Genomic DNA, 25691 nt, shown 5'->3' on the forward strand with positions numbered 1-25691 from the left:
CCCGCGGTCAATATATTGGTTAATTCTCAGTAGTTTAACCCAATTTGGACGATATTTACTCAAAACTTTCCATTTTTTACACGTAATTATCCAGTTGTGCAATAAAAATTTGTATAATACTTAAAATAAATTATAACAATTATACAAAAAGTTGAGCCAAGTCCTTTGAGCTAATGATTAACAATGAGTACACTACAAGATTCACTCAGAGAGGTGTTGAATGCAACAGTGTGACAAGCGACAAGACGAGTTTACTTCGCAAGATGTGGAAATCATCTCGAAAGAAACCTTATTCAAAGGCTTCTTTAAAATGGTGAAGTACCGTTTCAAACACCGGCTTTTTGCTGGTGGCTGGAGTGATGTTGTCGAGCGAGAAATGTTCGAACGTGGACATGCTGCGGCGATGTTGCCTTATGATCCAATTAAGGATCAGGTCGTTATCATTGAGCAAATACGCGTTGGTGCATTAGAACATGATCACCCTTGGCAGCTTGAAATTGTTGCTGGCATGATAGATCGAGATGAGTCCGTTGAAGACGTGATCCGCCGAGAAGCTAAAGAAGAGGCGGGGCTTGAGGTAGGGCGTGTTATTCCGATGACGTCTTACTACCCCTCTTCAGGTGGATGCTCAGAAAAGTTGGATATTTTTGTCGGAGAAGTCGATGCTTCTAAAGCACATGGCATTCATGGTTTAGACTATGAAGATGAGGATATTCGCGTTCACGTGATCAGCCGTGAAGAAGCATATCAATGGGTGAAAGATGGAAAACTTGAAAATGCAGCTTCAATTATTGCAGTACAATGGTTGCAATTAAACCATCTTGAGTTGAAATCACAGTGGGTAAATCCCCATAACGGTGGAGAGTAAGTAATGGCGCAGATAGCTGAAAAACAGCGATATCATGTTGATTTAGCGGGTCTAATGAGAACCTATGAGACCAATTACGCTAAGTTAAATGCCCTGCTGCCTGTCTCTGCCGAGGTCGGTGACGTGCGCTGCTATCAAGCTGCGCATATGATTTATCAATTGACCGTGAATGAAGTCACAAAATACACCACAGTTGTTGAGATATGTCAGAGTGATGAAACACCAGTGTTTCCTTTACCGACAATGTCTGTCAGGCTCTACCACGATGCGAGAGTTGCCGAAGTATGCTCAAGCGGAGACTTCTCTCGTATTAAAGCTAAATATGATTATCCCAACGACAAATTGATGCAACGAGATGAAAAGCATCAACTAAACACGTTCCTTGGTGAATGGCTGACGTTTTGTTTAAGAAGTGGAATCAGTAGAACACCGCTTGCCTTCAATTGCTCGTCGCGTCATTAAAGGAAAATAACAAATAACAATATAGTGGAAGAATCAGGTTTTCATTTTGCAATCATCTAGTGACAGCATCAAACTTTTACAAATCACGGATACTCATCTGTTTGACGCCGATGAGGGAAGTTTGCTGAGCGTAAAAACTGCCGACAGCTTTTCTGCTGTGGTTGATGAGGTTTTGCGCCGCAAAGTGGAGTTTGATTACATTTTAGCAACCGGGGATATTTCGCAAGATCATAGTGCGGGGTCTTATCAACGATTCGCAGCTAGTATTGCCCCGCTCGAGAAAGATTGTTTCTGGCTGCCGGGCAATCATGACTACAAACCCAATATGGGAAGTGTGCTTCCATCAGAGCAGATTAAGGCGACGGAACATGTGTTGCTTGGTGATAAGTGGCAAGTGATCCTGCTTGACTCTCAAGTTGTCGGTGTTCCACACGGTCGTTTAAGCGATCAGCAGCTGAGACTGCTTGAAGAAAAGTTAATCGAGCATCCTGAGCGTTATACGCTGGTATTGTTGCATCACCACCCAATTCTTGTTGGTAGCGCATGGCTAGACCAACACACACTCAAAGATGCAGAAGCATTCTGGCAGATTGTTGAGCGTTTTGATGGTGTTAAAGGGATTCTGTGCGGGCACGTTCACCAAGATATGAATGTGCTTCATCATGGTATTCGAGTCATGGCGACACCTTCTACGTGTGTGCAATTCAAGCCTAACTCAGATGACTTTGCACTAGATATCACTTCGCCTGGCTGGCGAGAGTTAGAGCTGCATGCAACGGGTGAGATTACCACGCAGGTTAATCGATTGCCGGAAGGTCTGTTCCAACCAGATTTCTCTTCGAACGGATACTAATCCTGCCCGAACATCATGTTCGGGCTTTCTTTTTATGTGAGACTTTTATGATGAAACCTTCACTATTGCTGTACATCCACGGTTTTAATAGCTCACCACTCTCAATGAAAGCGAATCTGATGAGAGAGTATTGTCAGCAGCATCGTCCGGACATCAAAGTGATCATTCCGCAGTTGCCGTGTTTTCCTCAGCTGGCTGCTCAACTCTTATTAGAAATCGTCGAGCAGTATCAAAACGATTACCGAATCGGATTAGTAGGCAGTTCACTAGGAGGCTTCATGTCGACTTGGTTGAATAGTCAATTTGGGTTTAAAGCGGTGGTTGTTAATCCGGCCGTCAAACCTTATGAATTGTTAGTCGACTATTTGGGCGAACAAACAAACCCCTACACGAATGAAACTTATACACTTGAAACTTGCCATATTGACGAGTTGAAAGCTCTTGATGTACAAAGCATCGCATTGCCAGACGCGTTTTGGCTACTGCAGCAAACCGAAGACGAGGTTTTGGACTATCGTCAGGCGGTAAATAAGTTTGCACAATCCAAGCAAACCGTAGAACAAGGCGGTGATCACAGTTTTGTAGGCTTCGAGCGTTATCCTGCAAAGATTATCGAATTTCTACAACTGTAATCGATAGGAACGATTGGAATACGCTCATAGTTTTTACTGATATATCCAACTGTTGCTTGACATAGGCGGTTTGCTTTCCGACTATATTTTGCTGAAAGATCTTAAGGGTCATAGACTCTGGCTACTTTGTTATGTATCAGATTTACAAACACTTAAAGATACAAACAGGGTGGCTTTTTCGTTTCCTGAGTAAACACATTCTGATTCGTGTTTTGCAGGTAACAAATAAACTTTGAGAACAATTCCGTATTATGACTGAACAATATAATGCTGGGGCCATTGAAGTACTGAATGGCTTAGAGCCAGTACGTCGCCGACCAGGGATGTATACGGATACAGCGCGCCCGAACCATATGGGCCAAGAAGTTATCGATAACAGTGTCGATGAAGCGCTAGCCGGACATGCCTCAAAAGTACAAGTCATCCTACATGCTGACCAATCACTGGAAGTGATCGATGATGGTCGAGGCATGCCTGTTGATATCCACCCTGAAGAGAAAGTCTCTGGTGTTGAGCTGATCTTATGTAAGCTTCACGCGGGTGGTAAATTCTCGAATAAAAACTACCAGTTCTCCGGTGGTCTTCACGGGGTAGGTATTTCGGTAGTAAATGCACTGTCTAAACGTGTTGAAGTGACAGTACGTCGCGATGGTCAGGTCTATGAGATTGCTTTTGAGCATGGTGATAAAGTCTCAGACCTTACCGTAACCGGCACATGTGGCCGACGTAATCGTGGTACCAGCGTACACTTCTGGCCAGAAGCGAAGTACTTTGACTCGGCCAACTTCTCTGTGACGCGTTTGGTCAATAACCTACGTGCGAAGGCGGTACTTTGCCCGGGCTTAGAAATTACCTTTACTGATAAGGTTAATAACAAAGACTATAAGTGGCTCTATGAAGACGGCCTGAAAGACTATCTGGTTGAAGGTGTTAAAGGCTACACGGTTCTGCCGGAAGAACCGTTTACCGGTGAATTCTCAGCAGAAACCGAAGCCGCAAACTGGGCCGTGATTTGGCAGCCAGAAGGCGGCGAGATGATCACCGAAAGTTACGTCAACCTGATCCCTACTGCTCAGGGTGGTACACACGTAAACGGCCTGCGCCAAGGTTTGTTGGACGCAATGCGCGAGTTCTGTGAATTCCGCAACCTGTTGCCTCGTGGCGTCAAACTGACTGGTGATGATGTCTTCGACCGTTGTTCATACGTACTATCGGTAAAGATTCAAGATCCGCAATTTGCCGGTCAAACCAAAGAGCGTCTTTCATCTCGTCAAACGGCTGCATTCGTATCAGGCGTGGTGAAAGATGCCTTCAGCCTATGGTTGAACGAAAAGCCGCAACTGGCAGAACAATTGGCTGAAGTTTGTATTGCTAACGCGCATCGTCGTATGCGTGCAAGCAAAAAAGTCGTGCGTAAGAAAGTCGCGTCAGGTCCAGCTTTGCCAGGTAAATTGACCGACTGTTCTGTGCAAGACTTAAATCGCACAGAAATCTTCTTTGTCGAGGGGGACTCGGCGGGCGGTTCTGCAAAACAGGCGCGTGACCGTGAGTTCCAAGCGGTGATGCCGCTACGCGGTAAGATTCTGAACACCTGGGAAGTGTCTGCTGACCAAGTTCTGGCGTCTCAAGAAGTGCACGACATTTCCGTTGCGTTAGGTATCGACCCTGACAATGATAACCTAGATGGCCTTCGTTACGGTAAAATCTGTATCCTTGCCGATGCGGACTCGGACGGTCTACACATCGCCACACTGCTGTGTGCGCTGTTCACACGTCACTTCCGTGCATTGGTTGAAGCGGGTCATATCTACGTTGCCATGCCGCCACTGTATCGTATCGACTGCGGTAAAGAAGTGTTCTACGCACTCGATGACGATGAAAAAGATGGCGTACTAGAGCGTCTGTCGAAGAAGAAAGCCAAAATCAACGTTCAGCGATTCAAAGGTCTGGGTGAGATGAACCCATTACAGCTGCGTGAAACCACCATGGATCCAAACACACGTCGTCTGGTTCAGTTAACCATTGACGACTCTGCGGCGACCATGGAAATGATGGACATGTTGCTTGGTAAGAAGCGTGCAGATGACCGTCGCTCTTGGTTACAAAACAACGGCGATTTGGCAGAGGTTTAACGAATGTCTACAGAAATTACTTACGATGGCGTTGAACAGTTGCCGATGCGCAAGTTCACCGAAGACGCTTATCTGAATTACTCGATGTACGTAATTATGGACCGCGCATTGCCATACATTGGCGATGGTTTGAAGCCGGTTCAACGACGTATCATTTACGCGATGTCGGAGCTAGGTCTCTCGGCATCAGCAAAATACAAAAAATCAGCACGTACTGTCGGTGACGTGTTGGGTAAATACCATCCGCACGGCGACTCGGCATGTTACGAAGCGATGGTATTGATGGCTCAGCCGTTTTCTTACCGTTATCCACTGGTTGACGGTCAGGGTAACTGGGGTGCGCCGGATGATCCGAAATCTTTCGCTGCGATGCGTTATACCGAAGCGAAACTGTCTAAATTTGCCGAAGTACTACTGGGCGAATTAGGTCAGGGCACGGTTGAGTGGCAGCCAAACTTTGATGGCACGATGAAAGAGCCGCAAATGCTGCCTGCGCGTCTTCCTCATATCCTGCTTAACGGCGTAACGGGTATCGCGGTTGGTATGGCGACTGATATTCCTCCGCATAACGTACGTGAGGTAGCTGACGCAACAATCCATCTGATCGATAACCCTAAAGCGGAACTGCCGGATGTAATGCAGTACGTGAAAGGTCCGGATTACCCAACGGAAGCTGAGATCATTTCACCACAAGCGGAAATTGAAAAGATCTACCGTAACGGACGCGGCAGCATCAAGATGCGTGCAGTCTGGCATAAAGAAGGGACGGATATCGTCATCTCGTCGATTCCGCACCAAGTGTCAGGCTCTAAGTTACTTGAGCAGATCGCAAACCAAATGCGTGCGAAGAAGCTACCAATGGTCGAAGACCTTCGTGATGAATCGGACCACGAGAATCCAACTCGTATCGTTATCGTTCCTCGTTCTAACCGAGTCGATTGCGATATGTTGATGAATCACTTGTTCGCTTCTACTGATCTAGAGCGAAGCTACCGCGTTAACCTGAACATGATTGGTCTGGATAACCGTCCTCAAGTGAAAGGTCTGGTTCAGATTCTATCGGAGTGGATTGAGTTCCGCCGCACTACGGTTCGCCGTCGTTTACAGCATCGTTTAGATAAAGTGATGGCTCGCTTGCACATCTTAGAAGGTTTGTTGGTTGCTTACCTGAACCTTGATGAAGTGATTGAGATCATCCGTACTGAAGACGATCCAAAAGCGGTGCTGATGGAACGTTTTGGCATTACTGATATTCAAGCAGACGCGATTCTGGATACCAAACTTCGTCATCTTGCCAAGCTGGAAGAAATGAAGATCCGTGGTGAGCAAGAAGAGCTGGAAAAAGAACGTGAGAAGCTCGAACTGCTATTAGGTTCTGAGCGCCGCCTGAATACGCTGCTGAAGAAAGAGATCAAAGCAGATGCAGAAAAATACGGCGATGACCGTCGTTCGCCACTGGTAGAGCGTTCGGAAGCGAAAGCGCTAACTGAGCGTGATCTGGTTCCGAGTGAACCAATTACGGTTGTTCTGTCTGAAAAAGGCTGGATTCGTCACGCTAAAGGCCACGAAGTTGAAGCGGAAAGCTTGAACTATAAGTCTGGTGATAAATATCTGGCGCATGCGCGAGGTAAGAGTAACCAACCTGCCGTTTTCCTTGGCAGTGATGGTCGAAGCTACTCTCTTGAATCGCACTCTTTACCATCCGCTCGTAGCCAGGGTGAGCCAATTACTGGTCGCCTGAACATCACCGCTGGTAGCAGCATTCGCCAAGTTATTATGGGTGAAGAAGATCAGCTTTGGCTGGTGGGCTCTGACGCGGGTTACGGTTTTGTATGTAAAGGTTCCGATCTGTTGTCCAAGAACCGCAGCGGTAAAGCTTTGGTGACCTTGCCTGCTAAATCTGAAGTAATGACGCCTAAAGAGGTTGAAGATCTAGACTCTGATGAAATTTTGGCGATCACGAACCAAGGACGTATGTTGTTGTTCCCAATTAAAGACCTGCCACAATTAGCGAAAGGTAAGGGGAATAAGATCATCAACATTCCTGCAGCAAAAGCGAAAGAGCGTGAAGAAGTATTATCTCATCTGATGGCTCTGCCACAGGGAGCCTCTCTGACACTTTATGCTGGCAAGCGCAAGCTGGGCTTGAAACCAACCGACTTAGAGAACTTCCGTGGTGAGCGTGGTCGTCGAGGCAGTCTATTGCCAAGAGGTTTACAACGAGTGACACGAATCGAAGTTGAGCTCGGTGAGTCGAGCAACACTGAAGAGTCGAGCGAAAGCGAATAGAAATATAAACAAAAATCCCAGCCAATGGCTGGGATTTTTTATGCTTCTTGTTTATCTTCGGCAATAGTGACTTTTAACGTTATTTCTTTGCCTTTACGAATAATACCTACGTCGACCGTGGTCCCGGGACGTAAATCGGTGACGATATCCATCACGCTTTGACGTCCCTGAACTTTATTGCCATCAATACTAATTATGATGTCTTGTTTCTCGAAACCTGCTGCGCTAGCTGGACCATTCGGGTCGATACCGAGCACAACAATGCCGCCAATATGTTCATTACCGAGTAAGCGAGCGGTGACAGCATTAATATCTTGACCATCAATGCCGATATAGCCACGAATCACACGGCCATCAGCAATGATCTTTTGCATGATCTTACTCGCTAGCGGAGCCGGAATCGCGAATGAAATTCCGTAGGTTTCCAAATCGGTTGCTTGCTGGAAGGAAGCGGTGTTGATTCCGACTAATTCACCTTGGGTATTAACCAGTGCACCGCCAGAGTTGCCTTCGTTGATTGCTGCATCTGTTTGAATGAAGGCTTGGCGTCCGTCGCTGATAGAAGATCGTCCTGTTGCGGAGATAATACCAAAGGTCGTGGTTTGTCCTAAGTTGTATGGATTCCCAATGGCCAGTACCACATCTCCAACTTGAGGTTTATATTCTGAGTTAAGTGGTATCACGGGCAAATTTGTACCCTCAACGCGTAGTACGGCGATATCGGTGCGTTTGTCGGTACCGACAAGTTGTGCCGCGGCAGCTCTGCCATCTTGTAACGCTACGACGATTTGGTCAGCCTGCGCGACCACATGGTAGTTCGTAATGATGTAACCTTTTTCACTGACAATCACACCAGAACCCAGTCCTTGTGTGGAAAGCTTGCTGCGATCATTTTCAACATACTTACGACTGTAAATATTCACCACGGCTGGAGCGGCTTTTCTGACAGCCTGATTGAAAGAGAGTTCAAGAGAGGCGATATTGCTTGGTTGTGGATCAAGCGCAGCTGGAATTACGTTATTACGTAAAGATGGAACCGCAAGTAGGACAACGGCGGCGGTTGCTAAGCCTAAAAAGACAGAACGTAATAAAAAGCTAAGCATATCCTCTCCATGTGTGAACACCAAAGTGGCATCGGAAGGTGAAGAATAGCATTACATTGAAAAATAACAAAAGGACAGCACGTGATTGTGCTGTCCTTTTAATTGCCCGCTTAAAAGTTCGTCAAAGTATTAGAGCTCTATCACCGAATGTGGTGTATCCAAAGCACATTTACCTAACGACCTTTGGACCAATACTGTTATCGGATGACCAGATAAATGGTACGTTCGCCGCGTTGGATGTTGAGTGCCAGTACGCCTTTTTGCTGATCAACAATGGCACGAAGTTCAGCAAGATTTTTCACACGCTGACGGTTCACACCGATGATGATGTCACCTTCTTGCAACTGGTACTGAGCCGCCGGTGAGTTTTCAGCAACGCTTGTCACCTTCACACCTTGAACGGAGTCACTCGGGTTTGTGTTACTTAACTCTGCCCCTTTAAGACCATCATGTAGGGTTTCTGCTTTCGCTTTGATATTGGTCGACTCACCAAGCGTCACATTGAAGGTTTCGCTTTTACCATCACGTACTACACCCAGAGTAATCTTTTTACCTGCACCTAATGTGGCGACTTTGGCACGTAACTCAGAGAAGGTGTCAATCGACTTACCATTAACGGAAACGATGATGTCACCTGCTTTCAAGCCTGCTTTATCTGCAGCACTATCAGGAACTACTTGGCCAATAAATGCTCCTTTGCTGGACTCATAGCCAAGTGCCTCAGCTAGCTCAGATGTGACTTCGCCACCTTGAACACCCAACATACCGCGTTTCACTTCACCAAACTCTAAGATTTGCTCAGTAAGGTTTTTCATCATGTTGGAAGGAATCGCAAAGCCAATGCCGACGTTACCGCCATTTGGACCTAAAATAGCGGTGTTGATCCCAATCAGCTCACCATTTAAGTTGACCAATGCACCACCTGAGTTGCCGCTGTTAATCGCTGCATCGGTTTGAATGAAGTTCTCGAAGTTTTCAACATTCAAACCGCTTCGGCCAAGTGCTGAAACAATACCTGAAGTGACGGTTTGACCAAGCCCAAACGGGTTACCAATTGCAACGGTAAAGTCGCCGACACGCAACCTGTCTGAGTCAGCAATGTTAATTTGCGTCAGGTTCTTTGCTTTTTCTAGTTTGAGCAGCGCTACGTCGGCCATTTCATCACCACCAACTAACTCGGCGTCATACTCTCGTCCGTCATATAAGCGTACTCGAATCTCATCTGCCCCTTTTATTACGTGATAGTTCGTTACGATATGACCTTTATTAGCGTCAATAATGACACCTGACCCTAAACCTCGGAACGGGCGTTCTCGTGTTTGTTCCATTGGAAAATCGGGGCCAAAGAAAAATTGAAATTGCTCGGGAATACGGCTGGTTTGCACCTGTTTGCCTTCTACCGCAATGCTGACTACCGCTGGGGTCACTTTTTCCAACATTGGCGCAAGGCTAGGTAATTGTTGACCATCCACGCTGAGCGGTAAGGCTGCTGTCGCCTGAATGGGCGTAAAGATAGAGCTCAAACTCAGAGATAGAACGGTCAGTGCAAGCAGTGGTTTTTTCATCCAATAACTCCTCTTGAAACATGTCTGCCAAAAAGAAATATCCTAACAATTAGTAATATAAGGTTAAGTTGGGATAATCAAAAGGGGTAGCAGTCCACAAGTAAGTTAGAGATGGCTGTTTAAGAAAAGTTCAAAAAGGACCGATACAAAATGAGTTTTGTATCGGCCTGATAGGGGAGATAAGAGGCGTTATGATGCTTTGGCGGTGACCGCTTCAGGTGCTGTAATGACTTCTTTCTCTTGATCTTTTAAAAGACCTGTTGCGCCATTGGCGTAGTCTTTAGGTTGTTCATTCACATTTGGCTGATCTTCTTTGATCTGCTCTGAAGCCATCGCAGTCTTCTTATCGAACGGGTTATCTTGCTCTGGTAAATTAGGCAAAAGCTCTGAAGACGTCTTCGCTAAATGCTGATATAGCTTGGTGTAATCTTTACCTAAGGTATCTAACATTTCTGCGGTTTGGGCAAAGTGGTCAACGAGCTCTTGGCGTTGTTGTTCTAGTTCAAACTTCGCCGACTCTAGTTCTTTCTGTACAGACTTCTGTTTTTTGTATTCAGGGGTGGTTAGTCTACTAATGACTACGCCTACTATTGTACCGACCAGCAAACCCACAATGGCATGAATCCAAGGCATAACTGCTCCTTATATTTGTTTTAACAAGTCTTTTACTACTTAGTTACACGCGGTGCTCGTCCATGTTACTATGGCTTGAACAGCCGATAAAGAAAAATAGCAGTATGTCTTCGGGGACTGATCATTAATTCTCTGTAATTAGACATTGCCCCCGAGGTGACACTTTCCTTTGTACCTCTAAAACGACTTAATGCGATGACACCACTACAACGATATCAAAAAGATATAGCAGAACATGGATTCCAGCGTGATGACGCTCAGCATCAGGCAGTAACTGCTTTGGATAAGCTCTATCATGCTATTGTCAAGTTTCAGTCTGCACCTGTACCTCAACTTTCCAAATGGCAAAAACTCATGGGTAAAAAGGTTGAGTTGCCTGAACCACCTAAAGGTTTGTATTTTTGGGGTGGGGTCGGTCGAGGTAAAACCTATTTGATGGATGCTTTTTTTGATGCGTTGCCAACAGAAAGAAAGATGCGAGTGCATTTTCATCGGTTTATGTACCGAGTACACGATGAATTGAAGCAACTGGGTGATGTTGAAAACCCATTATCGAAAGTGGCTGATAAGTTCAAAAAAGAAGCGGACGTGGTGTGCTTTGATGAGTTTTTTGTCTCTGATATTACGGATGCAATGATTCTGGCAACATTGCTACAAGAAATGTTTAAGCGTCAGATGATCTTGGTTGCGACATCGAATATTGAACCGCAAAACTTGTACCGCAACGGCCTACAGAGAGCGCGATTCTTACCCGCTATCGATATGATTCTGGCTCGTTGCGATGTTTTGAATGTCGACAGCGGAGTGGATTACCGCTTACGAACGCTTGAGCAGGCAGAGATATATCATCATCCGCTAGACGAACAAGCGACCATTAACCTGAATAAGTACTACCAGCAACTGACAGGTGAGCGGCAGCACGTGGCGCATCAGATAGAAATTAACCACCGAAATATCGATGTTATAGAAGCCAGCGACGGTGTATTGCATGCTTCCTTTGCCCAGCTATGCCAAACTACCCGAAGCCAGAACGATTACATAGAACTCTCACGCATTTATCATACAGTATTGCTGGCCGACGTTGAGCAGATGAGTGGCAAAATAGACGATGCAGCGAGACGTTTTATTGCACTGGTCGATGAGTTTTATGAGCGACATGTTAAGCTCATTATTTCTGCGGAAGTGCCGATGGATAGCTTATATACTCAAGGCCAGCTTGAATTTGAGTTTAAGCGCTGTCTATCTCGTTTGACTGAGATGCAGAGTCATGAGTATCTCGCAAGAGAACATTTGGCTTAAATCTACTTGTTTCAAAAAATCTGAAGAAAAAATTAGTGATTTGGCGCAAAAAAAGGTGATTTTTTCTTCGGTCTTCTCTATAATCCTGCGACCCACCGTTACTGCAGACCTGATTATCGAAGTTATTTCGACAATGAAGGTCGAGAGTACCAACGACTCGAAGGGGTGATGACTGGGCTCTTAGACAGTGTGGGGACACCAAGAGGGTGTTCCTTTAAAGTTTAAAATTTAATTAACGGGTTATTGTTAGCATGAAAACTTTCGTTGCTAAACCAGAAACTGTAAAACGCGACTGGTACGTTGTAGACGCTGAAGGTAAAACTCTTGGCCGTCTAGCAAGTGAAATTGCATCTCGCCTACGTGGCAAACACAAAGCTGAATACACTCCTCACGTTGACACTGGTGATTACATCATCGTTATCAACGCTGAGAAAGTTGCTGTAACTGGTAACAAAGCTAAAGACAAAGTGTACTACCGTCACTCTGAATTCCCAGGTGGTCTAAAATCTATCACTTTTGAAAAGTTGATCGATCGTAAACCTGAGATGGCTCTTGAGCTTGCAGTTAAAGGCATGCTTCCTCGTGGTCCTCTAGGCCGTGCTATGTACCGTAAGCTTAAAGTTTACGCGGGCGCTGAGCACAACCATGTTGCTCAACAACCACAAGTACTAGACATCTAATTGGGGATTTCGAAAATGGCAGAGAATCAATACTACGGCACTGGCCGTCGCAAAAGCTCAGCTGCACGTGTTTTCATCAAACCAGGCAGCGGCAACATTGTAGTAAACAAGCGTAACCTTGACGAATACTTCGGTCGTCCAACAGCACGTATGGTTGTACAACAACCTCTAGAGCTAGTTGAACTAACTGAGAAGCTAGACCTTTACGTAACAGTAAAAGGCGGCGGTATTTCTGGTCAAGCTGGTGCTATCCGTCACGGTATCACTCGCGCGCTTATGGAATACGATGAGTCTCTACGTCCTGCTCTACGCGCAGCTGGCTACGTTACACGTGACGCTCGTTGCGTTGAACGTAAGAAAGTTGGTCTACGTAAAGCACGTCGTCGTCCACAGTTCTCTAAGCGTTAATTTCCTTTACGGAAATTATGCTTTCCAGAGTTATTCTGGATACTGTGCACCAAAAGCTCGGCTATATGCCGAGCTTTTTGTTTTTATACGACTGAAAAATACTGCATTAATTTAATATTTTTATTCCCGATCTTGCTTAATATCCACGCAACATTTAGCTGAGCCATTATTGAGTTTTATCTTGATTTTATGTGCTATAAAGTTTTAATAACTCTCGACAGTAGTCCGCCTATTTTATTTCTTCTTCAGCAGACTTAATTTACTGAAAACAACCGATATAAAAGGGACAAATCTTATTGGTTCGTGCCTCTTACTCTCGCTTTGTTGCTATAAATCACATCAAACATTTATTATTTTACTGCTTTTGTGACGACACGAGCGATTTACCTCACAAATGTTACAAAAAGGTAGCTTTATCTTGTCAAAAAGTGGGGTTTTCTTTATCATTTCATCCCAATAAATATAACGAAATTCATTATGTGTTAGCCATGCTCTTATAAGCGGAATAATAACTATCCAAGGGAGCAAATGGGAGAATGTTTGGATGAGCAACGCGCCTTTAAATAACGGTCGCAGGCGTTTTCTAACCGCTACAACGGCAGTTGTAGGTGGGTTAGGGGCAGCTGCCGTCGCCGTTCCTTTTATAAAATCATGGAATCCGAGTGCTAAAGCAAAAGCTGCTGGCGCACCGGTGGAAGTGGATATCAGTAAAATCGAACCGGGCCAATTGGTTCGTGTTGAGTGGCAGGGTAAGCCTGTATGGATAGTACGCCGAACTCAACAAGTACTAGATAACATGAAAACTATCGGAGATCAGCTTCGTGATCCCCAATCTGAGATGGAACAGCAACCAGCTTATGCTCAGAATGAGTACCGCTCAATTAAGCCAGAGTTTTTCGTGGCGGTTGGTTTCTGTACTCACTTAGGCTGTTCACCGACCTATCTACCGGACTCTTTCGCAGAGCAAGTTCAGGGCGTAAAATCTGGCTTCTTCTGTCCTTGTCACGGTTCTAAGTTTGATATGGCTGGTCGAGTGTTCCAGGGTGTTCCTGCGCCGCTGAACCTTGTGATTCCTAAGCACATGTATCTGAGCGACACAAAGCTCATAGTTGGTGTTGATGAGGGGGATGCATAATGCAAGCAATGTTAGACTGGGTAGAAAAACGTATTCCAGCGATGAATGCTTATAAAAAGCATTTATCTGAATACCCTATGCCGAAGAACTTCAACTTTTGGTACCTTTTCGGTTCTCTGGCAATGCTGGTTCTTGTTAACCAAATCCTAACCGGTATTTGGCTAACGATGAACTATGTCCCTTCTGGTGAAGGTGCGTTTGCGTCTATCGAATACATCATGCGTGATGTAGAGTACGGTTGGTTGCTGCGCTATATGCACTCTACCGGCGCTTCAGCATTCTTCGTTGTTGTATACCTGCATATGTTCCGTGGTCTAATCTACGGCTCTTACCAAAAGCCTCGTGAGCTACTGTGGATCTTCGGTATGTTGATCTTCTTGGTTCTTATGGCTGAAGCGTTCATGGGTTACCTACTACCATGGGGTCAGATGTCATACTGGGGTGCACAGGTAATCATTTCTCTGTTTGGTGCGATTCCTGTTATCGGCGATGACTTAACACTTTGGATCCGTGGTGACTACATCATCTCTGGTGCAACGTTGAACCGTTTCTTCGCTCTTCACGTTATTGCGCTACCAATCGTACTGCTTCTGCTTATCGTACTTCATGTCTTGGCACTGCACGAGGTAGGCTCAAACAACCCGGATGGTATCGAAACGAAGTTACCAAAAGGGACAATGGGCGACGATTACCAAACGCAATTCAAGTTCCACGATTACTACTCGAAAAAATACGACATCATCGACTCTATTCCGTTCCACCCTTACGGTACGGTAAAAGATTTGGTTGGTGTGGCTGGTTTCTTGTTCTTCTTCTGTTACGTGTTGTTCTTCAACCCAGAAATGGGTGGTTACTTCCTTGAGCCGCCTAACTTTGAAGCTGCAAACCCGCTTAAGACGCCTGCGCACATCGCTCCTGTATGGTACTTCACACCGTTCTATGCAATCTTGCGTGCGGTTCCAGACAAGCTGTTGGGCGTAATCCTGATGGGTGCTTCGATTGCAGTTCTGTTTGTACTACCGTGGCTGGATCGTTGTAAAGTGCGTTCTTACCGTTACCGTAGCAAACTTCATCTGTTGAATATTATCCAATTCACAATCAGCTTCATTGCGCTAGGTATTTTGGGTGCGTTACCTGCAACGCCAACGTACACACTACTAGCACAAATCTTTAGTTTGGGTTACTTCATGTTCTTTGTACTGCTGTTCTTCTACAGCAAAAATGAAGCAACTAAACCATTACCAGAGAGGGTGACATTCAAATGAAGAAGTGGATTGTAATTCTATTTGCTATGTTGCCATCTCTAGCGATGGCAGCAGGTGCCAGTGTGCCGCTTGATAAAGCTCACGTGGACCTATCGGATAAAGCTTCGCTGCAAAACGGTGCGAAGTTATTCATGAACTACTGTTTTGGCTGTCACTCTACGCAGTACCAGCGTTATGAGCGTGTCGCAACAGATTTGGAAATTCCAACAGACTTAATGAAAGAGAACCTGATTTTCAACCCAGAAGCGAAAATCGGTGATCTGATGGTTAACTCTATGCCACCTAAGCAAGCGGCAAGCTGGTTTGGTGCTCCACCGCCAGATTTGACGCTGGTTGCTCGAGTTCGTGGTGCGGATTGGTTATACACTTACTTACGTTCGTTCTATGTGGATCCATCACGTCCGTTTGGTGTGAACAACATTGTATTCCCAAGTGTTGGTATGCCACATGTACTTGAAGAACTACAAGGTATCCCAACGCCAGTCTATGAGACTCACATTGTTGATGGTGAAGAAGTTCAAGTTGTTGTTGGTACTGAAACCGATGGTACTGGTGAATTAAGTACTGGTGAATATGATAAAGCTGTGGGTGATCTGGTTAACTTTCTGGTTTACTCTGGTGACCCGGTACAGCTAGAACGACATGCGATTGGTTGGTGGGTGATGGGTTTCTTAGTCATCCTGACTATCATCGTTGTGTTGCTTAAGAAAGAGTATTGGCGTGATGTGCATTAATTGTGCTAAAATACTGTGCTAATTCCCAATTTTAATTTGACTGTACAATGGAGGCTTAGCCTCCATTGTTTTTATTTGTAAGTGTACTGGAGGGCTCCATGGCTGTAGCTGCCAATAAACGTTCTGTGATGACTCTTTTCTCAAGTGCATCAGATTTGTATAGCCATCAGGTTCGCATTGTACTGGCTGAAAAAGGTGTAAGTGTTGAAGTTGAGCTTGTTGATGAAGCTAACCTTCCTGCTGAACTTGTCGAGCTAAACCCATATAAATCAGTGCCAACTCTTGTGGATCGTGAGCTCGCGCTTTACGATTCAAAAATTATCATGGAGTACTTGGACGAGCGTTTTCCTCATCCACCTCTAATGCCGGTTTACCCTGTTGCCCGTGGTAACAGCCGTTTGATGATGTACCGTATCGAACGTAATTGGTACACACTAGCTGAAAAAGTAATGAAAGGTAACGCTGAAGAGTCAGAAAAAGCGCGTACGAAGCTTCGTAACGATCTTCTGACTCTAGCGCCAATCTTTGCTGAATATGAGTACTTCATGAGTGAAGAATTCAGCTTGATCGATTGTTACTTAGCACCGTTGTTGTGGCGTTTACCTCAACTTGGTATTGAGCTTGTTGGTCCTGGCTCTAAAGAGATCAAGGTTTACATGAACCGCGTATTTGAACGTGATTCATTCCTTGCTTCTTTGACTGAAGCTGAACGTGAAATGCGTCTAGTTCGTTAAGCGATTTAGATACATTATGGATATTGCAAAAATGACTGCCCGCCGTCCATATATGCTTCGTGCATTTTATGATTGGCTGGTAGAAAATGACTTAACTCCTCACTTGGTTGTTGATGCAACCATGCCAGGCGTACGTGTACCTGTTGAGTTTATTCAAGATGGTCAAATTATCCTGAATATAGCCCCTCGTGCCGTTGGTAATCTTGAGTTGGGCAATGATGCGATTACTTTCCATGCTCGTTTTAGTGGTCGTCCGCACTCGGTAATTGTGCCTGTCTATGCAGTTCAAGCTATTTATGCTCGTGAAAATGGTGCGGGTACGATGTTTGAACCTGAAGAGGCTTATACCAATATCGAAGAAGAAATGATGGAAGAAGAACCATCTCCATCGTTTACGACGGTAAGTGATGATGCTCCTCAAGTTGCAGACTCGGAATCTGATGACAGCGAAAGTGAAGCAGCTCGTCCGAAAGGCAAACCAAGCTTAAGAGTTATTAAATAAAAAAAGCAGCGATTACGCTGCTTTTTTTTTGGTCTCTTGATTTTTAAGGTGATGCTTTAGCAATCAATCGCTTATAGTGAATGCCTCAACGTTCGCTTCACCATCCTCGTTTGTATCACTTTGTACCGGTTTTTCACTATGATTAGGTAAATCAACTTTAACGGACTCTGTCTCTCCATACTGGAATCCATTAATCACTTGCTTTACTCCTGAGACGTTACGTGCGATTTCTATCGCTCTTTGGCTCTGTGCTTCTGTGACATAGCCAAACAGGAACACTTCACTATCCTCAGTAATCACTTTCACTTTAACAGCATTTAGCTGCTCATCAGTGAGCAATGATGATTTTACTTTCGTCGTGATCCAGCTGTCATTACTGATTTGCGTAACCGTTAGCGGTTCTTTTTGCTTCATTTGGTTATGAATGACTTTAACGCCGGAGATTGCACGGGTTCTTTTCTCAAGATCACTGATTAAGGCCTGAGTTGGAGCCTGACCCATCAGCACCACGGTACCATTGTATGCGCTGGCAAAAACACGAGCCTGGCCTTTGAATGGCTGTTTATTACCAATGGCGGCGACTTCAAACTCAATGTTGTTATCTTGCCAGATCTGTTTGGTAGTGCGGGTGTCCGTAACGATATTGGCTGTCGTTGCGGCGCCAGCAATGAACAAACCTGCACAACCACTAAGGTTGAACACGGTAAATAAAAGGATGAGGCTACGTAGCATGATTCTGACTCTCAATCTGAGTTATTCTTCGTGAGCAGGGAAAAGCACTTGGTCGATCAGGTCACATAAGCAATGTAAGGTCACCATGTGGACCTCATGAATGCGTGCCGTACGATGAGAAGGAATTCGAATTTCGACGTCGTGTTCACCCAGTAGCCCCGCCATTTCACCACCGTCTTTGCCTGTTAGAGCAATAATGGTCATGTCGCGAGTTACCGCCGCTTCCATCGCTTTGATGATGTTCTTGCTATTACCACTGGTCGACAAGGCAAGAAGAATATCACCCGGTTGGCCAAACGCTCGGACCTGTTTAGAGAAGATTTCCTGATAATGGTAGTCGTTCGCAACGGCTGTAAGCGTTGTGTTATCAGCGGTCAGAGCCATGGCCGGTAGGCTTGGGCGCTCTGTCTCAAAGCGATTTAAAAGGCAAGAAACAAATTGTTGTGAATTGGCGGCACTTCCACCGTTTCCACAGCATAGGATTTTATTGCCGTTCAGTAAGCTAGAAACCATGGCTTGCGCTGCATGAGTAATGGCGTCTGGCAGTGCTTCAGCAGCTGCAATTTGAATTTGAATACTTTCTGTAAAGCTGTCTTTAATGCTATCTAGCATCGCTTATCCTTCAGATATTGCGTTTTGTATCCAGTTAATATCTCGGCCACTGTCGTGAATGGCGATAACATCAAACCGGTAATCGATTGTATGTATGGACTGTTTTTGGCGGCTTAGCCAAATATTTGCGGTTTTGATCAGCTTACGCATTTTTGCGCGAGTGACCATTTCCGCCGCCGAGCCAAAACGATCATTGTTACGATATTTGACTTCGACGAAGACGATAGTTTCACCTTGTTGGAAGATTAAATCAATTTCGCCGACTTTTGTCAGAAAATTTTTCTCAACAAAGCGTAAACCCTGGCGGAGCAGATATTGCTTCGCCAGGGTCTCATATTGATTTCCTATCTGACGTTTACTGAAGAGCCCCACGCTCAGTCCAGCTTAGTTCACGTTGTACAACACAGTTGTTGTCGAGGCTTAACACACCTGTCTGACCTCGTATCGATAGTCCTGGAACCAGTTTCATCTGAGGAAGTTCGCCAATCAACTTGTATGCATCCATACCGAGCGCTTTCAGGCGGACTTCCATATTGGATTGTTCTGCCCACAGCTCTTTCATTTCAGCGGCAACTGTCGGGTCTGGGTCAATCAATAGTGGGATATCGCTGTAAATAATGCCAGTCAAATCATCGTAGGTAGTGCTACCGCTATTACTACGAGAGTTAGAGAAGATTTGAGGTGGCTTAGCATCTGGATTAATCGCTACTTCGATAAATGGTTTAATTAAAGTCAGCTCTGAACTTCTTGCGACAATGTAAACCGCATCTACGTCGCGACGGCTACGCGGCTGAGCCTCAAGTTTAATTTTCATCAGCGATTGCATCTGAGCGATACGCTGTTTACTTTCCTGCAGGCCGAATACGTCATTGATGTCTTTTTGCAACTGTCGTTTATCGCCAAAGTAGCTGGTTGCGACTTGGTTTGAGCTGTATTTATTCCACTCTTCATTAAACGCTTCAACGACTCGTTGGCCGTAACTGCCTTTAGGTGCAAGAATTAGCGGGAAATTGTAGCCTTGATTGAACAGGTACTTGGCCGCTTGTGCTACTTCTTGCTCTGGTGAAAGTGCCAGGTAGCAGATATTACTGCCTGGTTGGATTTCTTCAGGGATGTTCAAGGCTAGGGCTGGAATTGTTGAGCCAGCAGTAGATCCATCGATTGAAGTCTGTAACAGCTCAACATTTTCTTTTTGCAGCGGGCCGACAACAAAGTCGATATTCTCGTTGAACAGACGCTGCTTGATTTGGTCGGCGCTATAAGCATGCGTGTCGATAACAGTGACGCTTGTGCTATCGTCACGAGCTTCATCATTCATCATCGCAAACATGAACCCTTCACGGATCAGCTGTGCTTGAGGAGCAAATCTCCCCGTCAGCGGTAGCAGCAGCGCCGTATTATTTGGCTTAACGATGTTGAGCGACAATATGTTTTGAATTTCTTCAGGCGTGTAAACCGCAGCCGGGTGCGATGGGTTTTCGCTTAACCAACGTTCCAGCGTATTTCTTAGCTGAGAGAGGTTGCCTGACATCGCTTTAGAGTAAATCGCTAGTTGCAACCAGCCACTCAATACTTCTTCGTTTGGCTCGGTACGTAGTGAAGACAGTTCTGCTTCTGAGTAACTACCAAAGTTCATCCAAATACGACTAGAAATCTCTCTTTGCTCTGGAGACGAAGAGTAATGACCTAGCATGACCAACTCGCGGTTTGCTTCAAATGATTGGTTCAGGCTTTGGTAAGCGTCTGCACGTAACGCGTAGTAATCCTTCCACTGGTCGTTCGGCAGTTTCCACCAAGGCTTAAAGTTCAGTAGCTGAAGTAACTGAGAGTAATTACCTTGCTTTTGCTGTATGGTCGCTCGCGCTAGTTGCCACTCAGCCTGTTGCACTTCTGACAACTGTTGGCGAGAAAGTCGCGTGATCAGCAGGTCTGCCTGATCAAATTGGTTGGCTTGAATTGCGGCTTTGGTTGCCATGATCAACCAGTCGTTTTGTACGCTGCCTTCCGAGCTATCAGCTTGAATCATGTAGTTCTGCACTGACTGGGTAGGCTCAAGTGTGACATCTACACCATCAGGTTGTCTCGGGCCTGAAGAACAGGCGACGAGTGTAATTGCTAGTGCAACAGGAGTGAGTATGCGTGGTACACTGAGTCTCTTATGGTTAATCATTGCCGTGAGTTCTCTATAATTTTGTACAAAATTGTCTTTATATTAATCGTTGAAGTGATGGTAAACAAATGACAGATAAAAATAATTTGCCGAATGAGGGGCCAACTCTCTATATCGTACCGACTCCAATCGGAAATTTAGCAGATATCACCCAACGTGCTATCGAAGTTCTGTCGAATGTGGACATCATTGCTGCTGAGGATACCCGACATACGGGTAAATTACTGTCTCACTTCAATATTCAAACCAAAACTTTTGCGCTTCATGATCACAACGAACAGCAAAAAGCACAGGTTTTGGTAGAAAAGCTACTTGCAGGTCAGTCCATCGCTTTGGTTTCTGACGCGGGTACGCCTTTAATCAGCGATCCAGGATACCACCTGGTGACAAAGTGTCGTCAAGCGGGCGTAAGAGTTGTGCCTCTTCCTGGTGCATGTGCGGTTATTACTGCGTTAAGTGCTTCTGGCTTGCCGTCTGATCGCTTCAGTTTTGAAGGGTTTTTACCGCATAAAAGTAAAGGGCGTAAAGACAAGCTTTTAGAAATCGCATCGGTAGAACGCACCTGTATCTTTTATGAGTCACCGCATCGCATTTTAGACTCTCTACAAGATATGTTAGACGTTCTTGGCCCTGAACGAGAAGTTGTTTTGGCGCGAGAGCTAACCAAAACGTTTGAAACTATTCAAGGAATGCCACTTGGAGAGTTGAGCGAGTGGGTGAAAAGTGATGATAACCAACAGCGCGGTGAAATGGTGTTGCTTGTTCATGGCCATCGTGAAACGGCGGATGATTCGCTGCCTGACGATGCGTTGCGTACACTGGGCATTTTGACCAAAGAGTTGCCTCTTAAAAAGGCGGCGGCGTTGGTGGCAGAAATCCATAACCTTAAAAAGAATGCGTTGTATAAATGGGGCTTAGAAAACCTGGATTAATAAGGCGACCTCTGCCTGAACGGGTTTATCAAGCAAAATAGATTTGGGCTGATGATTTTCATCGGCCCTTTCTTTTTGTGCTGACTTGGCGTCATTGTGGGGCGTTGTGCGAGTAAAAAATCACCATTTGATGCATTCCTTACATCATATCTGTGATCTAACTAGACTCTGAAGTGAGAACTCTATACAATCCGCTCCGGAGCTGACTGGGTAGTCGCTGCTTTGTTGATGTCCTTCGGGAGACTGACGTTGAGGTCCTTCGGGAAACTGACGTTGACGTCCTTCGGGAGACTGACAAAGGGGAGGAAAGTCCGGGCTTCATAGAGCAAGGTGCCAGGTAACGCCTGGGGGGCGCAAGCCTACGACAAGTGCAGCAGAGAGAAGACCGCCGATGGCCCGTAAGGGATCAGGTAAGGGTGAAAGGGTGCGGTAAGAGCGCACCGGACGACTAGCAATAGTTCGTTGCAGGGTAAACTCCACCTGAAGCAAGACCAAATAGGCCTCCACATTGCGTTGCTCGCGTAAGGAGGCGGGTAGGTTGCTCGAGCCAGTGAGTGATTGCTGGCCTAGACGAATGGCTACCGCCGCGCAAGCGGAACAGAACCCGGCTTATGTGTCGGCTCCAACTATTCGAGACCCATCATTACTTTTTTAGTAATGATGGGTTTTTTGCATTTTATTGACTCAGACTACGTCATTACCAATAAACTTGGTATTAAATCACGCCTAACTCTAGACTTGTGGTGGCGATGATGTGGGAAATCAGTACACTAGGATATGTTAATGCTCGCTGATAAAATCAGCATAAGATAACAACACGTCCTTAAAATCGCTTCAAGATTATTCAACGAGAAAGCTATGACCGAAACCTTTCAACATATTTCCGTGTTATTAAATGAATCCATTGATGGCCTGGCTATCAAACCTGACGGTATCTATATCGATGGAACATTTGGCCGAGGCGGTCACAGCCGTACGATTTTATCTAAGCTAGGTGAAAACGGCCGACTTTACAGTATTGACCGCGATCCACAGGCTATCGCGGAAGCGGGTAAGATTGATGACCCTCGTTTTACCATTATTCACGGTCCGTTCTCGGGTATTGCTGAATATGCCGAAGACTATGGTCTGGTTGGTAAAGTCGATGGCGTCTTACTGGATTTAGGTGTCTCTTCCCCTCAGCTTGATGATGCTGAGCGTGGATTTAGCTTTATGAAAGATGGTCCACTGGACATGCGCATGGATCCTACCACGGGTATCCCGGTATCTCAGTGGCTAATGGAAGCGGATTTGGATGACATCACATGGGTCATTCGCGAATTTGGTGAAGACAAACACGCCCGTCGTATTGCACGCGCGATTGTGGAATACCGAGAAAATGAAGAAAATGAGCCTCTTGTTCGTACAGGTCAGTTAGCTAAATTGATCTCAGAAGCTGCCCCAAAAAGCTTTAAAGAGAAGAAGCATCCTGCGACGCGCGCATTTCAGGCATTCCGTATTTACATCAACAGTGAGCTAGAAGAGATCGATACTGCGCTAAAAGGTGCAGCAAGTATTCTCGCTCCGGAAGGACGTTTGTCGGTCATCAGTTTCCACTCGTTGGAAGACCGCATGGTAAAGCGCTTTATACGCAAAGAGAGCAAAGGGCCAGAAGTCCCACATGGCATTCCACTAACTGAAGCACAAATCAAAGAGCTGGGCAGTGCGAACATGAAAGCCATTGGTAAAGCGATAAAACCAAGTAAACAAGAAGTTGACATAAACCCTCGTTCACGCAGTTCAGTGTTAAGAATTGCTGAAAAGCTTTAATTATTATGACGAAAACCACTCCTAACCTTGCTAAGTTGATTGCCACGGACTTAGTCACTGTTGGTCGTTGGCCATTACTGTTGTTGCTTCTTATTTTGGCATCAGCAATGGGAGTGGTATTTGCTACCCACCATGCGCGTCAAGCGATCACCGAAAAAGATCACACCCTGGTTGAGCGAGAGCGACTAGACAGCGAATGGCGCAACCTGATGTTGGAAGAAACCGCCCTGGCAGAACATAGTCGAGTTCAAGACCTAGCGAAAAAGGAGCTTGAAATGAAACGACCTGACGGCGATAAAGAAGTGGTTATCACACTAAAATGATTAGAAAGAAAACCAGTACCAAACAAGGAAATAAGCGGAAGGTTTCCGCAAAAGCTGCAGTCGATGAGAAGAAAATCGAAAAAAAAGCGGCAAAAGTCGAGGTAGAAGAGTCATTTTTGATTCGTTGGCGTTTCCATCTGTTACTGTTTTTTGTCTTCTGTGCGTTTGCACTGCTTATTGGCCGTGTAGCGTACATTCAAATCATCGAACCCGATAACCTGATCAAGCAAGGTGATCTTCGCTCTGTTCGAGTTAAGTCGATTCCTTCTGCGCGAGGCATAATCTCTGACCGAAACGGAGAGCCTCTTGCCGTCAGTGTACCAGTCGAAGCCGTTTGGGCCGATCCGGCGACCATCTTTAAAGAAAATGCACTCAGTCAGACCCAAAGCTGGCATGCGCTGGCAGACGTTCTCGGCGTTGAGCGTCAAGGTCTTATCGATAAGATCAAGAGTAATGAAAAGCGTCGTTTTATTTATCTGCAACGTCAAGTTAGTCCCGCCATGGCGAATTACATCCGTGAGTTGAAACTGCCGGGTGTCGGACTTAAATCTGAGTCTCGTCGTTATTATCCGGCTGGTGAGGTTAGTGCTCACTTAGTGGGAGTCACGGGCATCGATGGCCACGGATTGGAAGGCGTAGAGCGCAGCTATGATGAATGGCTGACTGGCCAAGAAGGTAAAAAAACCATCCGTAAAGACCGTTATGGTCGGGTGGTAGAGAATATAGCCTGGCAGGACAAGCAAGAAGGTAAGTCTCTGCAATTAACTATCGACCAGCGCTTACAAGCTATTGCTTATCGTGCCATTAAACAGTCAGTGGCGGACCACCGCGCAACCTCTGGCTCTGTTGTGATGCTGGACGTAAAGACGGGTGCAGTACTGGCGATGGTCAACGCGCCATCGTATAACCCGAATAATCGTAGTGATTGGCAGAGTTACAAAATGCGTAACCGTGTGATTACCGACTCGATGGAGCCGGGATCGACTATTAAGCCGTTTGTTATTCTGGCTGCGTTAGAAAATGGCATTGCAGATACCGACACTATCGTTGATACAGGGAACGGTGTGCTTCGATTAGGTGGAAGCCGCGTTAAAGATGTCTCTCCTGTTGGTAAAGCCAGCTTGGAGATGATCCTGAAAAAATCCAGTAACGTCGGTGTAACTAAACTGGCGATGCAAATGCCTGTTGAGGCACTACTGGGCTTATACAGCTCTGTCGGTTTTGGTGAGCTTTCTGGCTTGAACCTAGTTGGTGAAGTGACCGGTATTTTCCCAAGTCGTTCGCGTTGGTCGCCAATTGAAAGAGCCACCATTTCTTTCGGCTATGGTCTTTCTATTACACCAATTCAGCTAGCGCACGCGTATGCGACGCTCGGTAACCTAGGTAAATACGAGCCGATACATATTATCAAAAGTAACGACAACAATATGTCTCGCCAGGTCGTTAGCCCTGAGCATGCGCGTCAGGTACTTAATATGCTAGAAACGGTAACTCAGCAAGGTGGCTCAGCTCGCCGTGCGGCAGTGCCGGGTTATCGGATCGGGGCGAAAACGGGTACCTCTCGTAAAGCTTCTGCGGGTGGTTACAGTGATGAGTACATTACTTACACCGCAGGTCTCGCCCCCGTTAGTGATCCTAAAATCGCACTCGTTGTGATCGTCAATGAGCCTCAAGGCGATGATTACTATGGTGGTTCTGTGGCATCTCCAGTCTTTTCTGAAATTATGAAAGGTGCGCTACAGATCCTTAATGTGGCCCCAGATGAAAATAAATTCCAGCAGTAAGCAAAGTTAGCTTGCTGCCAAATAAATTGAGTAAA

25 protein-coding genes and 1 other RNA gene are annotated in these 25691 nt (G+C 45.7%); 19 read left to right on the plus strand and 7 right to left on the minus strand.

The window, feature by feature from the left end:
• Nucleotides 1-220 precede the first annotated feature (220 nt).
• From nudF to parC, 6 genes are all read left to right on the plus strand, one after another.
• Entirely contained in the window at nt 221-868 is a 648-nt protein-coding gene (gene nudF / locus L3V31_RS15990) for an ADP-ribose diphosphatase (RefSeq protein ID WP_237317322.1), read from the plus strand.
• Between the two features lie 3 nt (nt 869-871).
• Nucleotides 872-1330, plus strand: coding sequence for a DUF1249 family protein (locus tag L3V31_RS15995; protein ID WP_237317324.1), 459 nt, complete (start codon nt 872-874; stop codon nt 1328-1330).
• A gap of 46 nt (nt 1331-1376) precedes the next feature.
• Complete coding sequence (gene cpdA, locus L3V31_RS16000) at nt 1377-2183, plus strand: 3',5'-cyclic-AMP phosphodiesterase (RefSeq protein ID WP_237317326.1); 807 nt, start codon at nt 1377-1379, stop codon at nt 2181-2183.
• 47 nt (nt 2184-2230) lie between these two features.
• On the plus strand, nt 2231-2815 hold the full coding sequence (yqiA, locus tag L3V31_RS16005; protein ID WP_237317328.1) for an esterase YqiA: 585 nt from the start codon (nt 2231-2233) through the stop codon (nt 2813-2815).
• A 251-nt stretch (nt 2816-3066) separates the two neighbouring features.
• A complete protein-coding gene (parE, locus tag L3V31_RS16010) occupies nt 3067-4947 on the plus strand; it encodes a DNA topoisomerase IV subunit B (protein ID WP_237317330.1) in 1881 nt (626 codons plus the stop codon).
• 3 nt (nt 4948-4950) lie between these two features.
• Complete coding sequence (parC, locus tag L3V31_RS16015) at nt 4951-7236, plus strand: DNA topoisomerase IV subunit A (RefSeq protein WP_237317333.1); 2286 nt, start codon at nt 4951-4953, stop codon at nt 7234-7236.
• A gap of 38 nt (nt 7237-7274) precedes the next feature.
• Here the strand turns inward: parC and degS are convergent, their stop codons facing one another.
• From degS to zapG, 3 genes are all read right to left on the minus strand, one after another.
• Nucleotides 7275-8339, minus strand: a complete 1065-nt coding sequence (degS, locus tag L3V31_RS16020) for an outer membrane-stress sensor serine endopeptidase DegS (RefSeq protein ID WP_237317335.1) — start codon at nt 8337-8339, stop codon at nt 7275-7277.
• Nucleotides 8340-8536: 197 nt separating this feature from the next.
• Entirely contained in the window at nt 8537-9904 is a 1368-nt protein-coding gene (locus L3V31_RS16025) for a DegQ family serine endoprotease (protein ID WP_237317337.1), read from the minus strand.
• A gap of 189 nt (nt 9905-10093) precedes the next feature.
• Nucleotides 10094-10537, minus strand: coding sequence for a Z-ring associated protein ZapG (zapG, locus tag L3V31_RS16030; protein ID WP_014230780.1), 444 nt, complete (start codon nt 10535-10537; stop codon nt 10094-10096).
• Between the two features lie 195 nt (nt 10538-10732).
• On the opposite strand from zapG, the gene zapE reads away from it, so the two are divergent.
• The 8 genes from zapE (at nt 10733) to sspB (ending at nt 17294) form a co-directional block, all read left to right on the plus strand.
• Nucleotides 10733-11836, plus strand: a complete 1104-nt coding sequence (gene zapE / locus L3V31_RS16035) for a cell division protein ZapE (RefSeq protein ID WP_237317339.1) — start codon at nt 10733-10735, stop codon at nt 11834-11836.
• A gap of 251 nt (nt 11837-12087) precedes the next feature.
• Nucleotides 12088-12516 (plus strand): 50S ribosomal protein L13, encoded by a 429-nt coding sequence (gene rplM, locus L3V31_RS16040; RefSeq protein WP_237317340.1) that lies wholly within the window; start codon nt 12088-12090, stop codon nt 12514-12516.
• A gap of 15 nt (nt 12517-12531) precedes the next feature.
• Nucleotides 12532-12924, plus strand: a complete 393-nt coding sequence (rpsI, locus tag L3V31_RS16045) for a 30S ribosomal protein S9 (protein WP_005372876.1) — start codon at nt 12532-12534, stop codon at nt 12922-12924.
• Between the two features lie 544 nt (nt 12925-13468).
• Nucleotides 13469-14059: a ubiquinol-cytochrome c reductase iron-sulfur subunit gene (gene petA / locus L3V31_RS16050; RefSeq protein WP_237317342.1), complete on the plus strand. Its 591-nt coding sequence runs from the start codon at nt 13469-13471 to the stop codon at nt 14057-14059.
• On the plus strand, nt 14059-15324 hold the full coding sequence (locus tag L3V31_RS16055) for a cytochrome bc complex cytochrome b subunit (RefSeq protein WP_014230784.1): 1266 nt from the start codon (nt 14059-14061) through the stop codon (nt 15322-15324). Before petA ends, L3V31_RS16055 begins: the two co-directional genes overlap by 1 nt.
• Nucleotides 15321-16058, plus strand: a complete 738-nt coding sequence (locus L3V31_RS16060; protein WP_237317344.1) for a cytochrome c1 — start codon at nt 15321-15323, stop codon at nt 16056-16058. Before L3V31_RS16055 ends, L3V31_RS16060 begins: the two co-directional genes overlap by 4 nt.
• A 98-nt stretch (nt 16059-16156) precedes the next feature.
• Nucleotides 16157-16792 carry a stringent starvation protein SspA gene (gene sspA, locus L3V31_RS16065; protein WP_237317346.1) on the plus strand — a complete coding sequence of 212 codons (636 nt, stop codon included), beginning with the start codon at nt 16157-16159 and terminating at the stop codon, nt 16790-16792.
• Between the two features lie 16 nt (nt 16793-16808).
• Entirely contained in the window at nt 16809-17294 is a 486-nt protein-coding gene (gene sspB, locus L3V31_RS16070) for a ClpXP protease specificity-enhancing factor (RefSeq protein ID WP_237317348.1), read from the plus strand.
• 63 nt (nt 17295-17357) lie between these two features.
• Here the strand turns inward: sspB and L3V31_RS16075 are convergent, their stop codons facing one another.
• Genes L3V31_RS16075 through L3V31_RS16090 form a run of 4 tightly spaced genes read right to left on the minus strand, consistent with a single transcriptional unit; the run spans nt 17358 to nt 20808 of the window.
• A complete protein-coding gene (locus L3V31_RS16075; RefSeq protein ID WP_237317350.1) occupies nt 17358-18026 on the minus strand; it encodes a BON domain-containing protein in 669 nt (222 codons plus the stop codon).
• A gap of 21 nt (nt 18027-18047) precedes the next feature.
• The gene (locus L3V31_RS16080) at nt 18048-18638 is read right to left on the minus strand and encodes a phosphoheptose isomerase (RefSeq protein ID WP_237317352.1); all 591 of its coding nucleotides are present in this window, start codon (nt 18636-18638) and stop codon (nt 18048-18050) included.
• A gap of 3 nt (nt 18639-18641) precedes the next feature.
• Nucleotides 18642-19010, minus strand: a complete 369-nt coding sequence (locus tag L3V31_RS16085; protein WP_237317354.1) for a YraN family protein — start codon at nt 19008-19010, stop codon at nt 18642-18644.
• Nucleotides 18994-20808 carry a penicillin-binding protein activator gene (locus tag L3V31_RS16090; protein WP_237317355.1) on the minus strand — a complete coding sequence of 605 codons (1815 nt, stop codon included), beginning with the start codon at nt 20806-20808 and terminating at the stop codon, nt 18994-18996. The genes L3V31_RS16085 and L3V31_RS16090 overlap by 17 nt, the downstream gene beginning before the upstream one ends.
• Nucleotides 20809-20876: 68 nt before the next feature.
• Here L3V31_RS16090 and rsmI point away from each other — a divergent pair, with 68 nt between their 5' ends.
• The 5 genes from rsmI to L3V31_RS16115 all read left to right on the plus strand — a co-directional run bounded on the left by rsmI (nt 20877) and on the right by L3V31_RS16115 (nt 25656).
• A complete protein-coding gene (gene rsmI, locus L3V31_RS16095) occupies nt 20877-21740 on the plus strand; it encodes a 16S rRNA (cytidine(1402)-2'-O)-methyltransferase (protein ID WP_237317357.1) in 864 nt (287 codons plus the stop codon).
• Between the two features lie 198 nt (nt 21741-21938).
• Nucleotides 21939-22368, plus strand: an RNA gene (gene rnpB / locus L3V31_RS16100) — RNase P RNA component class A.
• Between the two features lie 230 nt (nt 22369-22598).
• Nucleotides 22599-23549, plus strand: a complete 951-nt coding sequence (gene rsmH / locus L3V31_RS16105) for a 16S rRNA (cytosine(1402)-N(4))-methyltransferase RsmH (protein WP_237317358.1) — start codon at nt 22599-22601, stop codon at nt 23547-23549.
• 5 nt (nt 23550-23554) lie between these two features.
• Nucleotides 23555-23872, plus strand: coding sequence for a cell division protein FtsL (ftsL, locus tag L3V31_RS16110; RefSeq protein WP_237317359.1), 318 nt, complete (start codon nt 23555-23557; stop codon nt 23870-23872).
• Nucleotides 23869-25656 carry a penicillin-binding transpeptidase domain-containing protein gene (locus tag L3V31_RS16115; RefSeq protein ID WP_237317362.1) on the plus strand — a complete coding sequence of 596 codons (1788 nt, stop codon included), beginning with the start codon at nt 23869-23871 and terminating at the stop codon, nt 25654-25656. The genes ftsL and L3V31_RS16115 overlap by 4 nt, the downstream gene beginning before the upstream one ends.
• The last annotated feature ends 35 nt before the right edge of the window (nt 25657-25691 follow it).

Origin of the sequence: Vibrio sp. J1-1 (assembly GCF_021728395.1) — a bacterium.
In the GTDB taxonomy this organism is placed as follows: Bacteria; Pseudomonadota; Gammaproteobacteria; order Enterobacterales; family Vibrionaceae; genus Vibrio.